We start from the raw sequence: 13731 nt of genomic DNA on the forward strand, positions 1-13731 counted from the left end.
CAACACAATCTATTTTTTAGATTGTTATGTTAACTTTACATTTGTGTATGGATAACGGGACAGTGGAAATCTTATGCGAATAGATATCGATGCCTTTAATGTACTGCAAGTACTTGTTGAAGAAGGAAGTTTTGCAAAAGCTTCAGAGCGATTACACAAGGCGCAATCGGCAGTAAGCTATCAGATTAAAAAACTAGAGCAACATCTCGGCGTGACATTATTTAATCGAGATCATTATCGAGCGGAATTAACACCCGAAGGGAAGGTTATTTTGGCAGAAGGGCAACGACTGTTACAGCATTTAGCCAATATTGAACATCTTGCCAGTCGCTTTAGTCAGGGTTGGGAGCCCAAACTTGAGTTAGTGATAGACGGTGCTTTACCGATGGAACCGATCATGACCGCGCTTAAGCGCATGTCAGAACACAACATACCGACTAAAGTGCAGCTTAATATGGAGTTTTTAGGCGGGGTACAGCATCGTTTTGAGCGCGACCAGGCCGACTTAATGCTGGTTAAGGATTATCGTACTGGCCCCTCTTATCATCCTAAACCGCTACCTGCTATTACCAGCGTGCTTGTCGCGTCATCACAACATCCCTTAAGTCAGCTTAAAGACATTAGTTTGCCTGAATTGCAACAACATGTTGAGTTAACCATCGAAGATTCATCTCCTGGTAAACGTGACCGCGATGAAATGCAATTTGGCGGCGATAAAGTCTTTTATTTGTCAGGCTTTATCATGAAAAAAAATGCCTTACTAAAAGGCCTGGGTTTTGGTTGGATGCCGGATTTTTTAATTGCCGAAGAATTACATCAAGGACTACTTATTGAAGTTGATTTTATTGGTGGTAATCGGTTTAGTTTTACACCGCAATTAGTCTCTACACTTGAACGTCCGCTTGGGCGAGCTGGGCAGTTATTTACCGAGCTTATTTTGCAAGAATTTGCTCAATATCAATTGCAACAACAATCAGGATTGAGCGGTGCGGGTTTAGGTTAACGATGGACACAATTGGTAAACAAATGCAGTGGCAACAGAACGCGGATATTTTATTGAAATGTTGTCATGTTAAATGGATGATCATTTTGTTACCTTAAATCATCCATAAGGAATAATGCCTTAATACTGAATTGGGCGACTGCAAACATTAAATAAATTTTTAAGGAATGAAAATGAGCATGAAAAGTCATGAAGTAGATTATGAAATTATAGGTTCTAGCATGCAGCTGGTTGAAGTTGAATTAGACCCAAATGAGTCTGTTATTGCTGAAGCGGGTGCGATGACTTACCTCGAAGAAGACATTATGTTTGAGGCCAGAATGGGTGATGGCTCTGAACCCGAATCCGGTTTTTTTGGCAAGCTACTTGGTGCCGGTAAACGCGCCATTTCGGGTGAGGGTATTTTTATGACCCACTTTACTAATGAAGGTCAACAAAAACGAAAAGTGGCATTTGCTGCGCCATTTCCTGGCACTATTTTGGCTATAGACTTAGCTCAACATCAAGGCGAACTTATCTGCCAAAAAGACAGCTTTTTAGCGGCAGCCTTAGGCACGCAAGTAAGCATGAAGTTTAATAAGCGATTAGGCACCGGTTTCTTTGGTGGTGAAGGATTTATTCTACAAAGCCTTAAAGGTGATGGCATGGCGTTTGTGCATGCTGGTGGGACACTGATTAAAAAAGAATTACACGGTGAGACATTGCGAGTCGATACAGGTTGTTTAGTTGGATTCACTCCCGGGATTGATTATGACATACAGCGTGCAGGCTCATTAAAGTCGATGGTATTTGGTGGTGAAGGTTTGTTCCTTGCAACCTTAAAAGGCCATGGGACTGTGTGGTTACAAAGCTTACCGTTTTCTCGTATGGCTGACAGAATTATTGCTCATGCACCATCAAGTGGTGGCAAAGACCAAGGTGAAGGTTCTGTACTTGGCGGAATAGGGCGAATGATTAACTAATATGGGCATTGCGTGATCTTATCACTGTGCCGTTAGTATTTGAGCTCAGACTATTTATAGCTAATAGTGTTTACGTAGTCTGAGCTGTCTTTAGGAGGCTGATTTAAAGAAGATGTTTACTGGCCTGCTGACAAGCTGGTCTGTTTTAATTCAAGGTTACCGATGCAAGGTCATCAATCTAACGTTATTATTCTAAGGTTGTTAGTTGCATAATGTGTTGGTATTGCAACTGTGTGACGGGCTGAATACTCAGGCGGGCACCTTTAGCCACTAATACCATATCTTGCAGCGCGGGATCGGCTTTCAATTGCTTCAAGCTCACAGGCTTAGAAAATTTGGCCATAAATTGAATATCGACTTGCCACCATCGAGGCCCATTAGCGTTAGATTTTGCATCAAAATACGGTGAACGGTTATCAAAAGCACTGCTATCAATTTGAGCTTCACTGCTAATTTTTGCTAAACCCACAATGGCAGGAACTTTACAGCTAGAGTGGTAAAACAACACTACATCGCCCAATGTAATTTGATCGCGAATATAATTACGTGCTTGATAGTTACGAATACCTTGCCAAGCAACAGTTTGCTGCTTACTCATCTGTAGATTATCAATACTAAAGTCGTCTGGTTCAGACTTCATTAACCAATAGTTCATGTGATCCCATTATTGTCTTTAAAGTGACTGAATAACCTTTCAGTGCTTAAGAATGGCAATGTACACGGTGCAGATACGATTAGGCAAATAAAAAGCCGACAGCATTATGCTATCGGCTTTTTACAACAGTGGTCATTCAGCGGTTATTAACGAATGTTAATAAGTCGGTTTGGCAATAACGGTTTGACCAATAGGGGTTAAACTTAATAAGGCTAACTTAAGATGTTGTAACGCGAACGGAATACCTATAATCGTTACAAAACAAGCCAGAGCATGGACTAGATGACCAATCGCGAGCCAAATACCAAAGCATAAAAACCATATTACATTACCCACCAAACCTAACGTGCCAGTGCCAATATCTTCTTGGCCTGAAATGTGTTTTCGGTTAACGGTCTCTTGTCCAAATGGCCAGAAAGCCAGTTCGCCAATAACAAAACAAGCACGACCAAATGGGATGCCAATGATACTGATAAAGCACAGTACTCCAACAAACCACCAAGCTAGGCCCATAACAAAACCACCCATTAAAAACCAAGCAATATTAAAGATTAAGCGTAAAAGAGACATTTTCATTCCTATCAATAGTCAATATTCTCAATATAATGCCATTTTCATGCCATGTTTTCAATTTGTTGATTATTAAGGGTTAAGTGTTGCTGTGGTATTGTATAAATAGAACAGTGCGAGGATTCACGCAAATGAATCGATGAGATTTATCATTTTTTAGTTAAAATGCTCATATTACAGTTGATTGAGACAAATCATGTTTTCGATAAGCCCAGTGCAAACGATGAACTTTGCTGGCCGCAGCATCTACATTAAAAGAGATGATTTATTACATGCTGATTTTAGTGGTAATAAAGCACGTAAATTTTATCATTTTTTACATCATGATTATTCACATATTACCCAACTAGTGGCATCGGGTTCGGCCCAAGCCAACTCATTATATTCCATGTCAGTATTGGCTAAGCGGCAAGGGTGGAAATTTGATTACTATGTAAGCCATATCAGCGAGTTTTTATTACAACATCCTCAAGGCAATTATGCCGTTGCGATACAAAATGGCGCCAATATTATTGATGTTAGTCATTTGACCGATGTTGAAAATCTTCAAAGTATGCATTTAGACGATGCGATGCAATATATTGTTTCATCGAATCCAAGCTACGCAGATAAAAAACAATTACTTTTTATTCCTGAAGGTGGGCGTTGTGAGTATGCCGAAACCGGGATAACACAACTTGCCTGTGAAATTATTCAATGGGCGCAAGATCAACAAAAAAATAAGCTAAAGGTATTTTTACCCTCAGGTACGGGGACCACTGCGGCTTATTTAAATAAACAACTTACTCAACAATTGGCTCATTTATCATTAACGAAAGTTTTTACCATTGAGGTGTTAACTTGCAGTACCGTGGGAGGGGATGAATATTTACGTCAACAATTCTCACAATTAGTCGATGAGGTTTATTTTCCTACAATTATTAATGATGGTCATAAATATCATTTTGGCAAACTATCACGACGTTGTTTTGATATGTGGAATACAGTATGCCAGTCGGGAATTGAATTTGAATTATTGTACGACCCGGTTGGATTTCTAGTGTTACAACATTATTTGAATAGTAAAACTGCCAATGCAACCGATATTCTCTATATACATCAGGGGGGAGTTTTGGGAAATAAAACAATGTTGCCAAGATACCAACGAAAATTTTCGCACACTGTTTAATTACAGGGTGAATGCAAGATGTTTTTTCTATAAGTTGTTGATATAAAATTAGATATTTTAGAGGGGTTAACTGGGATGTAACGCTGAAGAATAACTTAAAATGATGCGAGTGAGTTATTCATTTTGCCCTGTTTTAATAAACATCGGTAAGTGAGAGGAGGATACCGAGAAATGAGTTTATTAAATAACAGAGCAAATGATTAACGCAAAGCGTTAGGGGGTATTACTTATTGGCAGAGATTAACCATTTCATGAAGTTTAATGCTTCAATACGTTTTGAAAAGGTTTTTTTGTTTTTACCTAGGCTGTCGGTAAAAGCAATTGAATTCTTGTTTGACGAGATAGAGTTAACCGGAAAGCTAACTGAAATTTCGTGTCCATTCATGTTGTATGACATAGGTCACACTCCTTCTTATATATTCACCATTAGGTGAGAAAATTGTTCAATAAAATATCCTTGGCATTTTTTAGTGTTGCAAAAGATTAATGTTTCGAGATTTAACTTAACCTATCCTTTACTCACTAATCAAGTGTTGATATGTAAATAGTTGATTAAGGTCTATTTTATGCTTGCAACATTGATGTTGTCACATGACATATAGCCATAAAAAAATGAATACATATTTAGTACTTAACTTTGTAAGTTAAACATAGTTTTATGACAACAAGATGACGTGAATATAATTTAAATTATCATATCAACAGAAATCAATTGAAATCAAAAACGATGTACAGAAGCTTGTCTTGGGTTTATTTACGAAGTGAAGTTGAGCAGACTTACAGGTAGGTAACCAAAATTAACAAGAAAACTAAATCTGTGTGGATAATATACTGAGTGTTTGCATATGGCAATAGTCTTTTTCAATTTTTAATCAAATTAATGCAGTTTTCGATTAAAAAATAGCAATTAGTGACTAATTATCAACAATTCTCACCTTGCTCGGATGTCGATAGTGTTAAAAGGGATGACGAAAATCACTCATCATCCCTTATTGCTGGTACAACTTAATGATAAATAGCGGCCAAGTTGTCGATACACAAACCTTAGTAGTTAACATTTTAAGAAACTAACGTAATGGTTAGTAAAGTAAATCGCCAATTGGGTTTAATAGTTTGCTGAACCCTTTAGTGAAGTATAACGGGGCATCGACAATGGTATAGCACAAACAACCTTCAAGTGTTTTTGGTGAATGTTGGTGCTCTTTATCAAGCAACATAAAGTCACCAGGCTTGTAGGTGTTGTAACAGTCGCTGAACTCACCTGCGAGCAGTAATGTTAGCTCTGCACCTTTGTGTGTATGTTCAGGAATTTCACCATTGGCTGCGATATGCAACAAGCTTGCTCTTGCTTGTGGCTCTCCGGTATCGAGTCTCAAACGGCTGACTTTACCAATACCCTGCCAAGAAGCATTAATTTGCTTACGAAATACCTTAGGCAGCGGGTAATGCTGACCTTTAATACTAACGCTATTGTCTTCAATCGGATCAACTGTACTAGCTTGTTCAACCTCTAAAGTATCTAAGGTTGAATTTAATAGCTGCTCGAGTAGTGTGTCTAATTGATTATTGTTAGTGTCTACCGACTGTGTTTTTACGGCCGACTCAAACTGTTGCTCAGACAACGCAATTGTCACCTGGTCAAGTTGTTGCTGGCAATGAGGACACAATTCAGCATGAGCGGAGATAGCAATCGACATCGATAGCGGCAACTCGCCTTTAGCATGGAGAGACAACAAATGCTGGTCTGGGTGGTAATTAATCATAGTGTTTCTCCATAAAGCTTTTTAATTTTTCCAAGCCAAGTCTGAGTCGTGATTTAACCGTTCCAATTGGAATGTTAAGTTTGTCTGCTAACTCTTGTTGAGTAAGCTCTTGCATATAAATACCTTGTACTACTTGGCGTTGTAGAGGAGGTAATTCTTCTACATGCAGCAATAAAGTTGCCGATAATAAAAAATCATCGTCGTTGTTTTCAGCTTCATCAGACTCAAATAAAGGCCAAATATCATCACCGAAAGAATCTTCACGGTTATGTTGTACTTTACGGAGCATGTCAAAACATTGATTACGCATGATGGTAAATACCCAAGTACTTACCGCTGCTTTGTCTGCATTGTAAAGATGGGCTTTTGTCCATACTCGAGTCATTGTCTCTTGAACTAAATCCATGGCTAAGCCCTGTTGGCTTAAGCGCTGAACACCAAAAGAGTTAATTTTTGGGCCAAAATGCGAAAAAAGTTTTGCAAAAGATGCTTTGCATCGATCATTAGCCACCTGCATCATTAATGACGCAAGCTCATCAGCCATTGGATTGGGTTCGTTTGATTTCATAGCACCGCTTAGTTTAATTAGGGATCTTTGTGCAAGATGCCCCTTATCATAACGACTTTGTGTGCTTTGTGATTGAACATTTTCCATTATTTCACCCGCATCCAATAAATAACTCATTGAGCATAAGAGATTACGTCTTTATGCTGTGGCTATCCTGAGCTCAAACAAGCTGCAGTATCATTATCTTGTACGTGGCATTATTGGGTTCGGATCACAGTTCTGTATTATTTTATTATGTCGGCTAAGAATGATTTAGCTAATTGATGATCATGGCTATTGATACACTGATATTTTTCTTTGGAACTCAATGGGATAATTTCAAGCCATCGCTGACAAACCCACGCAATATCATTAAAATTTTCTTCAGAATAGTGGGCAAGATGCTGTGGGTATTGCTGTAAAATTTGCTTTAACGTATTGCTAAGTGCTTTATCTTTTTTACGCTCATCAGTGTGATCGTGGCTCTGTTCAGTTTGTCGTTCAATGATATCGCACGGCCAAGAATCAATTAAGCTGACATCGGCACGCTTTAAACCGTCACTATCAACACTTATTTTGTTAATAATGAACGTTTTTTGCCCTTGCACACTAATACCTAATAAGCCATCTTCAAGCGTTTCAAAGTCGATAATCTGGGTTAATGTGCCCATGGGTAATATGGTTTTTTTATCATCAGCCAACATACATAAGCCAAAACCAACACCACTTTTTAGCGATTCTGATACTAAGCGTTTATATCTAGGTTCAAAAATACGTAACTGGGTATATCCTTGAGGTAACAAGCAAATCGGTAATGGGAATAATGGGATGATCATAACGGCCCCTGAATGACTTTTAACGAATAATCTACACTGTTGTACGTACACAAACAGGTTAATGATCACCTTGATCTGTGGTTTAAACATGCCAAATTATATTGTGTTATGTGTGAAAAGTTATGCTCAAATGCATTATCAAGACGGGCTATTCATATGAACGTCTTAAGTATTAATTGAGTTAAATGGTTTTACAACAGTAACAGGCTTATCTATTAGGATAACAGCCGACAGACTTAACAAAGCAAAACCGAGGGTGAATTGATGCCGCGGTTTCAGGAGTCTTTTTATTGGTGTTAACTTTAGTAGAACGTTTGTGAGATGAAATAACTCGAGTTTCGAATTAAACATTTTACGTATTAGGGGTGTTTTTTGATCTTGTTTATATATATTTTTTATTTTTGCGGCATAAATCCTGATTCAACACTGTTTAATGATATTTTTTAAGTATAATTACCCTTGTTAATGATGACGCATCTTTGATGTTGCTTGTATGTTTTTAGGTGGAACCTGTTCATGAGAAAAGTGCTCGATACGGTAGATCAAAGAACTAAGTTAGTTGGCGAAAACCGTTTAGAATTGTTGTTGTTTCGCATTAACTCAACCCAGTTGTTTGCCATTAATGTATTTAAAATCAAAGAAGTGGTTAAGTTGCCACCCTTAAATAAGTTACCCGGCAGTAATCATAATGTTTATGGAGTAGCCAACATTAGAGGGATGTCGATCCCAGTGATTAATTTACGACAAGCGATTGGTTTCTCGCCGATGCCAGTGAATGACGATTGTAACTTGATTATTACCGAGTATAACCGCAGTGTGCAGGCTTTTTTAGTTGGTAAAGTCGAGAATATCGTTAACATGACCTGGAGTGATATTATGCCGCCGCCCAAAACCACTGGCGGACATAATTACTTAACCGCAATAACGAAAATTGAAGACCAAGGACACTTACGATTAGTGTCTATTATTGATGTTGAGAAGGTATTAGCTGAGATTATTGATTACGATGTGAAGTTATCTGACGGTGTGTTAGATGAAGCGCTCGTTTCTTACATGCCTGGTCGTAAGATATTAATTGTGGATGATTCGTCAACGGCGCGTAAACAAGTAAGGGACACTCTCAATCAACTTGGTATAGAGATTATTGAGGCGTCAGATGGATTACAAGCTTTGCGATTATTACAATCGTGGGCTGATGAAGGCAGACAGGTTGCCGATGAATTGCTAATGATGATTACTGATGCCGAAATGCCCGAAATGGATGGTTATAAGTTGACCTTTGAGGTGCGTAACGATCCTCGAATGGCGGCACTCTTTATTACTCTCAATACTTCTTTAAGCGGTAGCTTTAACCAAGCGATGGTGAAAAAAGTCGGCTGTAATGAGTTTATCTCTAAATTCCAGCCCGACTTATTAGTCAGCGTTGTTCAAGATCGTTTACGGAGTATTCTTAGTTAGGCCACAATTGAATGATTAAGTGGTTTTATTGATCCATATCTTCGATTAACTCGTCAAGAATACGACGTTGATGCCCTGGGGTGATACCAATATTGAGTCTCGCTATTTTGACAGCATGGCCAAATTGAGCTTTACCAAGTAAGGTAACCAGTTGCTGTAAAAAACCACTGTCTAAAGATAAGGTCTTGCTATAGTGGCTAATGGCTTTTGTTAGAGAGGTAAACATTATATCGTCAAACTCGAAACCGGTATGATATTGACTACTGTCACCCGCTATTTCGCCTTCAAGTAAAACCCCGTCCAGACTTAATGGCCAGCCCCGTGCATTCATGCGACTTTGGGCTATTTGATACATCATCCAGGCACTTTTTTTAAATCCACCAAAAATCATACAATCAAAATCTGATTCTTCGAGTTCTTGCTCAGTCCAATTAATGCCAATCGCCAAGTCTTTGCTATAAATATGCATTAAATTATCTTTAACCGCATCTCGACAATCCCAAATAGAGGTCAGCAGATTTTTCTTGGCTAACATATGGCATTCTTTACAAGCAGGAATGGCTAGAGAGGGGTGGGGAGTGTGAGTCATTCTATAGTAATCAAAAATATGATTACTGGGTTCGTTGCAAAACCAACAGGTGTGGCGTTTGTCAAAAGGAATATCAATCAGTGTAGGCATGGGCATAATAATATCAAAAAGCTGTTCAATGGCTGAACAGCTTGGGTAGTAAGATCAAATCAATTAATGATTATTCTTTTTCAAAATCAACTAATTCTTTAGCCAATACGATAGGGTCAATTTCTAGGCATTCTTGTTCAGCTTCCCAATCAACACCTATTAATACACCGTCATCATTTAAATCACTTACCCAGTATTCTAAAAACTCAGTCAGTGTAATAGTCACTGGGTTGTAGTCTGCCCACTCATCAGTGCAATGGCTTTTTGCAGCAGCTTCACTTGACCAAAGTGGCATAACATCAGTTTCTTCAAATTCTGATGAGTCACATACAACCCAACCTTCACCTGTTTCATCTTGTAAGCCCCATAAGACTTGATGTTGTTTTACGCTTTCGATAAAGCCTGTTAGTGCTGCTGTTTGTTCTGTCATGATAAATCGCTTAAATGAGTGAGAATTAACATCATTATACGGACTCAATGAATAAGGAAAAGGCTTAATTAATGACAATTTTGTTTATGAGGATCCTTGGTGGTCATTTAGAAACTAAATTGCCCCAGAATCTAGACGCAAATCGGGCATTTAGTCTCTTATTAGAAACTAACACGATTAAATGCGTCAATGTTGTAACTGTATTCGCTGTCGTTCGTTGGGTCATTTAAATCAATCGATAGTCTTGGCGTTATTGACCCGCTTATTTATCAAGCTGTTTGTATGACTCAAATCAAGTGCAGCGATTAAGACGAGTGTCTGTGGTTTTGAGTGACGGCTTCATTATTAATCACTTGTCATCGGTGTTGTTATTTTTCACTTGAATTTGGCATAAATAAACAGGGTTTAATGTTAACAGGTCTTGTTTACTGAAAGCCGATGCGTCACGATATTCAATATTGATTTTTTGTAAAATAAGTGTTGTTCATGGCTCATAAAAGACGTTTTTCTGTGTTTATTGCTTCAATGTTTGTATCTAGCACCTTATTGAGTGCCTGTGCTGTGTCGGCATCACCCGATCCTGTTGTTGATGTTACTCCAGTTCAAGAGCATCCCGATTTTGCTACCTGTGTGATTAATTTACAGCAAAAAGCAAAAACGGCAGGGATTTCACAGCAGATTATTGATACAACGGTGGCAAATTTAAAGTTTGTCCCTAGGGTGATTGAATTAGATAATCAGCAGCCAGAATTTACCACTAGCTTTGGTGATTACTTCGACAAACGCGTCACACCATGGCGGGTTGAACAAGGCAGAAAAATGATGGCTAAACATGGGTCATTATTAACTAAGCTAGCAAAAGAGTATGGCGTGCCTGGGCAATATATTGTTGCTTTTTGGGGCCTAGAAACCAACTTTGGTAGTTACAAAGGTAGCATGCCAGTGCTCGATTCATTGGCAACGCTAGCATGCGATCCAAGGCGTAGCGATTATTTCACTGGCGAGTTATTACAAGCGTTGAAGTTAAAGCAGCAATATAATTTCGCAGATAACAAAATGGTTGGATCGTGGGCTGGGGCGATGGGGCACACCCAATTTATGCCAACTAACTATCGTAAGTATGCAGTAGATGGTGACGGTGATGGTATTGCCGATTTATGGAATAGTGAAGTGGATGCATTAACTTCTGCAGCTAACTTTCTACAACACCTAGGTTGGAAAGCAGATGAGCGATGGGGACGAGAAGTATTATTACCTGTTGATTACCCGTTTGCTTACTTGGGCGGTAAACACCCGTTACCATTAGTAAAATGGCAAGCGCTTGATATTAAAAAATCTAATGGTCAGCCGTTATCGACACCAGATATGCAAGCCGCTTTATATTTACCAGCAGGGCATACGGGTCCAGCTTTCTTAGGGTATGACAACTTTAATGTGATTATGCGTTGGAACCGCTCTGAATTTTATGCCATAGCAGTCGGTCATTTAGCCGACAGAATTAATGGCGGTGCGGAATTAACACGTGCGGTACCTAAGCAGCCAAGGTTAAGCCGAGAAACGGTAAAGCAGTTACAACAAAAACTGAATGATGCTGGGTTTGATGTCGGTAAGCCAGATGGCATTTTAGGTCGTAATTCAGTGCTAGGTTTGCAAGCTTTTCAGCAGCAAAAAGGGCTAATTGCGGATGGATTTCCTGACGAACAAACATTTAATGCATTAGGCATCAAATTATAATGGCCACCTAAAAGGCTACTTTTTTGTGGATGCATTAGCACGCTTTTGCTAAGCTTCGGCAAATTTTAGAGTTAAGGAACGATAATGATCATTAAAGACGATATGGTAGTGCAGTTTAATTACACGCTACGTGATGAAAAAGGCGATGTGCTTGAATCAAATGAAGGTCGTGAGCCGATTGCATATCTGCATGGGCATGACAACATGATGCCTGGTATCGAAGCTGCTATTAATGGTAAAGAAATTGGCGAAAAGTTTACTATTACTCCGCCAGCCGCTGACACTTATGGTGAACGCCAAGAAGATTCAGAGCAGCGTGTATCAGTTAAACATCTTGTCGGCGCAAAAGTATGGAAACCCGGCATGGCTGCAGTGGTGAACACTGAACAAGGTCAACGTCAAGTTACCATCATTAAAGTGGGTAAATTCATGGCAACGGTTGATGTTAATCATCCACTTTCTGGCCGTGAATTAACATTCGACATCGAAATTGTCGGTGCTCGTGATGCATCAGATGAAGAAATTGCTCATGGCCACGCCCATGGTGCCGGTGGTCATCACCACTAATGAGATTGATTTGCTGTTAATTCTTAATTTAACAGCAACTTAATTCTTGTATAAATCCCAAGTGAATACTTGGGATTTTTGTTTTTACAGTGAGTTATTATGGTTATTGATTTTTCTTTGGGTAAAATTATTGTCACTGTGCATGAGATTCAATGCCGGTTTCATGATAGTCAACTGGTGCTTGCTGCGTCAGTAGATGATATTAGCTGTTTTCATCAAGGTTTAGTGATTGTTGCCGATGCGGGGACGGTGCGGTGGAGTCTCAAACTTGATAATCCAGCGCAATTAGAGGCGTTACTTGATCACACCGGGATCCACGCACAATAGCCATTAGTCATAAATCTATCTGAATACACTAGATTATTTATGATGTTTAAACGTGAATCGTTCGATGTTAAAAATCAATTAACGTAAGATAGCCACTAATATTGTGACTGTATTGATAGGATTAATAAATATGACTGCTCAGTTAGATAAAATCGTGATTGAACCGCAATCACCTGCAACATCTTGTGTCATTTGGTTACATGGTTTAGGCGATTCTGGTGCTGGTTTTGCACCAGTAGTACCAGTATTAGGCTTAAATAGTCAGCATAGTATTCGTTTTATTTTCCCTCATGCACCAGAGCAAGCTGTGACGATTAATGGCGGGTTTGTGATGCGTTCATGGTACGACATCAAAAGCATGGATTTGCATGACCGTGCAGATATCCAAGGTGTTATGGCGTCTGAGCAAGCAATACGTCAGCTAATCGTCGATCAAATCAGCAGCGGTATACCAGCAGATAAAATAGTCTTAGCGGGTTTTAGTCAAGGCGGAGTAATGAGTTTGTTTACCGGTCTGCGTTTTGAACAAAAACTGGCAGGTATTATGGCATTATCTTGTTATTTACCTGGTGGAGAAGCATTGCCAGAGCAACTTGCTGACGCCAATATTCATACTCCCATCTTCCAAAATCATGGTGAGCAAGATGATGTAGTCCCTATGTTTGCGGGGAAAATGGCACATGATGCTCTGATAACAGCAGGTTATCAGAGTGTTTGGAAAACCTATCCTATGGCTCACAGCGTATTACCTAATCAACTTGTTGATATTGGTCAATGGTTACAACAAGTTTTGAAATAATGCAAAATAAGTATTGTTCTTGTTTTGGGATAATCGATGGTGTTACGTAGTATTTAAAAAACCAATCTATTTAAATGGCTTAGCAGTAAAAATGCTTAAGCCATTTTTTTACTTTGCATTAACAAGCCCGTTAACATGGTTATTGTTTTTCTCAGGGAATTGTTAAAGGGTAAGCTGCTGTTAAATAGTGTATTTAAAATCACATTCTGTCATAAAAGTGACATCAAAATCCG

16 protein-coding genes are annotated in these 13731 nt (G+C 39.0%); 8 read left to right on the forward strand and 8 right to left on the reverse strand.

What is annotated here, in order from left to right:
• Positions 1-73 precede the first annotated feature (73 nt).
• Positions 74-1003 carry a LysR family transcriptional regulator gene (locus tag CXF88_RS11215; protein WP_101086911.1) on the forward strand — a complete coding sequence of 310 codons (930 nt, stop codon included), beginning with the start codon at positions 74-76 and terminating at the stop codon, positions 1001-1003.
• Between the two features lie 173 nt (positions 1004-1176).
• A complete protein-coding gene (locus CXF88_RS11220; RefSeq protein ID WP_101086912.1) occupies positions 1177-1965 on the forward strand; it encodes a TIGR00266 family protein in 789 nt (262 codons plus the stop codon).
• 187 nt (positions 1966-2152) lie between these two features.
• On the opposite strand, the gene CXF88_RS11225 is transcribed toward CXF88_RS11220, so the two are convergent.
• Complete coding sequence (locus tag CXF88_RS11225; RefSeq protein WP_101086913.1) at positions 2153-2620, reverse strand: EVE domain-containing protein; 468 nt, start codon at positions 2618-2620, stop codon at positions 2153-2155.
• 156 nt (positions 2621-2776) lie between these two features.
• Positions 2777-3190 carry a YccF domain-containing protein gene (locus tag CXF88_RS11230; protein WP_101086914.1) on the reverse strand — a complete coding sequence of 138 codons (414 nt, stop codon included), beginning with the start codon at positions 3188-3190 and terminating at the stop codon, positions 2777-2779.
• Between the two features lie 196 nt (positions 3191-3386).
• Between CXF88_RS11230 and CXF88_RS11235 the strand changes: the two genes are divergently transcribed.
• A complete protein-coding gene (locus CXF88_RS11235; protein WP_101086915.1) occupies positions 3387-4358 on the forward strand; it encodes a 1-aminocyclopropane-1-carboxylate deaminase in 972 nt (323 codons plus the stop codon).
• A 223-nt stretch (positions 4359-4581) separates the two neighbouring features.
• Here CXF88_RS11235 and CXF88_RS11240 read toward each other — a convergent pair whose 3' ends face one another.
• The 4 genes from CXF88_RS11240 to CXF88_RS11255 all read right to left on the reverse strand — a co-directional run bounded on the left by CXF88_RS11240 (position 4582) and on the right by CXF88_RS11255 (position 7504).
• Entirely contained in the window at positions 4582-4755 is a 174-nt protein-coding gene (locus CXF88_RS11240) for a hypothetical protein (RefSeq protein WP_011637775.1), read from the reverse strand.
• Positions 4756-5437: 682 nt separating this feature from the next.
• A complete protein-coding gene (locus tag CXF88_RS11245) occupies positions 5438-6121 on the reverse strand; it encodes a ChrR family anti-sigma-E factor (RefSeq protein WP_101086916.1) in 684 nt (227 codons plus the stop codon).
• The gene (locus CXF88_RS11250; RefSeq protein WP_101087219.1) at positions 6114-6776 is read right to left on the reverse strand and encodes a sigma-70 family RNA polymerase sigma factor; all 663 of its coding nucleotides are present in this window, start codon (positions 6774-6776) and stop codon (positions 6114-6116) included. Before CXF88_RS11250 ends, CXF88_RS11245 begins: the two co-directional genes overlap by 8 nt.
• Before the next feature lie 137 nt (positions 6777-6913).
• Positions 6914-7504, reverse strand: a complete 591-nt coding sequence (locus tag CXF88_RS11255) for an LON peptidase substrate-binding domain-containing protein (protein WP_101086917.1) — start codon at positions 7502-7504, stop codon at positions 6914-6916.
• A 516-nt stretch (positions 7505-8020) separates the two neighbouring features.
• On the opposite strand from CXF88_RS11255, the gene CXF88_RS11260 reads away from it, so the two are divergent.
• Positions 8021-8962 (forward strand): chemotaxis protein CheV, encoded by a 942-nt coding sequence (locus CXF88_RS11260; RefSeq protein ID WP_101086918.1) that lies wholly within the window; start codon positions 8021-8023, stop codon positions 8960-8962.
• Positions 8963-8987: 25 nt separating this feature from the next.
• Here the strand turns inward: CXF88_RS11260 and CXF88_RS11265 are convergent, their stop codons facing one another.
• Positions 8988-9647 carry a hypothetical protein gene (locus CXF88_RS11265; protein ID WP_101086919.1) on the reverse strand — a complete coding sequence of 220 codons (660 nt, stop codon included), beginning with the start codon at positions 9645-9647 and terminating at the stop codon, positions 8988-8990.
• 64 nt (positions 9648-9711) lie between these two features.
• On the reverse strand, positions 9712-10071 hold the full coding sequence (locus tag CXF88_RS11270; protein ID WP_041413601.1) for a DUF2750 domain-containing protein: 360 nt from the start codon (positions 10069-10071) through the stop codon (positions 9712-9714).
• Between the two features lie 525 nt (positions 10072-10596).
• On the opposite strand from CXF88_RS11270, the gene CXF88_RS11275 reads away from it, so the two are divergent.
• The 4 genes from CXF88_RS11275 (at position 10597) to CXF88_RS11290 (ending at position 13498) form a co-directional block, all read left to right on the forward strand.
• Positions 10597-11805, forward strand: a complete 1209-nt coding sequence (locus tag CXF88_RS11275) for a lytic murein transglycosylase (protein WP_242445153.1) — start codon at positions 10597-10599, stop codon at positions 11803-11805.
• Positions 11806-11889: 84 nt separating this feature from the next.
• Positions 11890-12372, forward strand: coding sequence for a peptidylprolyl isomerase (locus tag CXF88_RS11280; protein WP_101086921.1), 483 nt, complete (start codon positions 11890-11892; stop codon positions 12370-12372).
• Between the two features lie 99 nt (positions 12373-12471).
• Positions 12472-12699 carry a DUF3389 domain-containing protein gene (locus CXF88_RS11285; RefSeq protein WP_101086922.1) on the forward strand — a complete coding sequence of 76 codons (228 nt, stop codon included), beginning with the start codon at positions 12472-12474 and terminating at the stop codon, positions 12697-12699.
• A gap of 130 nt (positions 12700-12829) precedes the next feature.
• The gene (locus CXF88_RS11290; RefSeq protein ID WP_101086923.1) at positions 12830-13498 is read left to right on the forward strand and encodes a dienelactone hydrolase family protein; all 669 of its coding nucleotides are present in this window, start codon (positions 12830-12832) and stop codon (positions 13496-13498) included.
• Positions 13499-13731: the final 233 nt, after the last annotated feature.

The organism is Shewanella sp. ALD9 (assembly GCF_002836315.1).
Classification (GTDB): Bacteria; Pseudomonadota; Gammaproteobacteria; order Enterobacterales; family Shewanellaceae; genus Shewanella.

Coding starts and splice junctions, on each gene's coding strand:
- CXF88_RS11215 (WP_101086911.1), top strand. CDS start 74: ATGCGAATAGATATCGATGCCTTTAATGTACTGCAAGTACTTGTTGAA.
- CXF88_RS11220 (WP_101086912.1), top strand. CDS start 1,177: ATGAGCATGAAAAGTCATGAAGTAGATTATGAAATTATAGGTTCTAGC.
- CXF88_RS11225 (WP_101086913.1), bottom strand. CDS start 2,620: ATGAACTATTGGTTAATGAAGTCTGAACCAGACGACTTTAGTATTGAT.
- CXF88_RS11230 (WP_101086914.1), bottom strand. CDS start 3,190: ATGTCTCTTTTACGCTTAATCTTTAATATTGCTTGGTTTTTAATGGGT.
- CXF88_RS11235 (WP_101086915.1), top strand. CDS start 3,387: ATGTTTTCGATAAGCCCAGTGCAAACGATGAACTTTGCTGGCCGCAGC.
- CXF88_RS11240 (WP_011637775.1), bottom strand. CDS start 4,755: ATGTCATACAACATGAATGGACACGAAATTTCAGTTAGCTTTCCGGTT.
- CXF88_RS11245 (WP_101086916.1), bottom strand. CDS start 6,121: ATGATTAATTACCACCCAGACCAGCATTTGTTGTCTCTCCATGCTAAA.
- CXF88_RS11250 (WP_101087219.1), bottom strand. CDS start 6,776: ATGGAAAATGTTCAATCACAAAGCACACAAAGTCGTTATGATAAGGGG.
- CXF88_RS11255 (WP_101086917.1), bottom strand. CDS start 7,504: ATGATCATCCCATTATTCCCATTACCGATTTGCTTGTTACCTCAAGGA.
- CXF88_RS11260 (WP_101086918.1), top strand. CDS start 8,021: ATGAGAAAAGTGCTCGATACGGTAGATCAAAGAACTAAGTTAGTTGGC.
- CXF88_RS11265 (WP_101086919.1), bottom strand. CDS start 9,647: ATGCCCATGCCTACACTGATTGATATTCCTTTTGACAAACGCCACACC.
- CXF88_RS11270 (WP_041413601.1), bottom strand. CDS start 10,071: ATGACAGAACAAACAGCAGCACTAACAGGCTTTATCGAAAGCGTAAAA.
- CXF88_RS11275 (WP_242445153.1), top strand. CDS start 10,597: ATGTTTGTATCTAGCACCTTATTGAGTGCCTGTGCTGTGTCGGCATCA.
- CXF88_RS11280 (WP_101086921.1), top strand. CDS start 11,890: ATGATCATTAAAGACGATATGGTAGTGCAGTTTAATTACACGCTACGT.
- CXF88_RS11285 (WP_101086922.1), top strand. CDS start 12,472: ATGGTTATTGATTTTTCTTTGGGTAAAATTATTGTCACTGTGCATGAG.
- CXF88_RS11290 (WP_101086923.1), top strand. CDS start 12,830: ATGACTGCTCAGTTAGATAAAATCGTGATTGAACCGCAATCACCTGCA.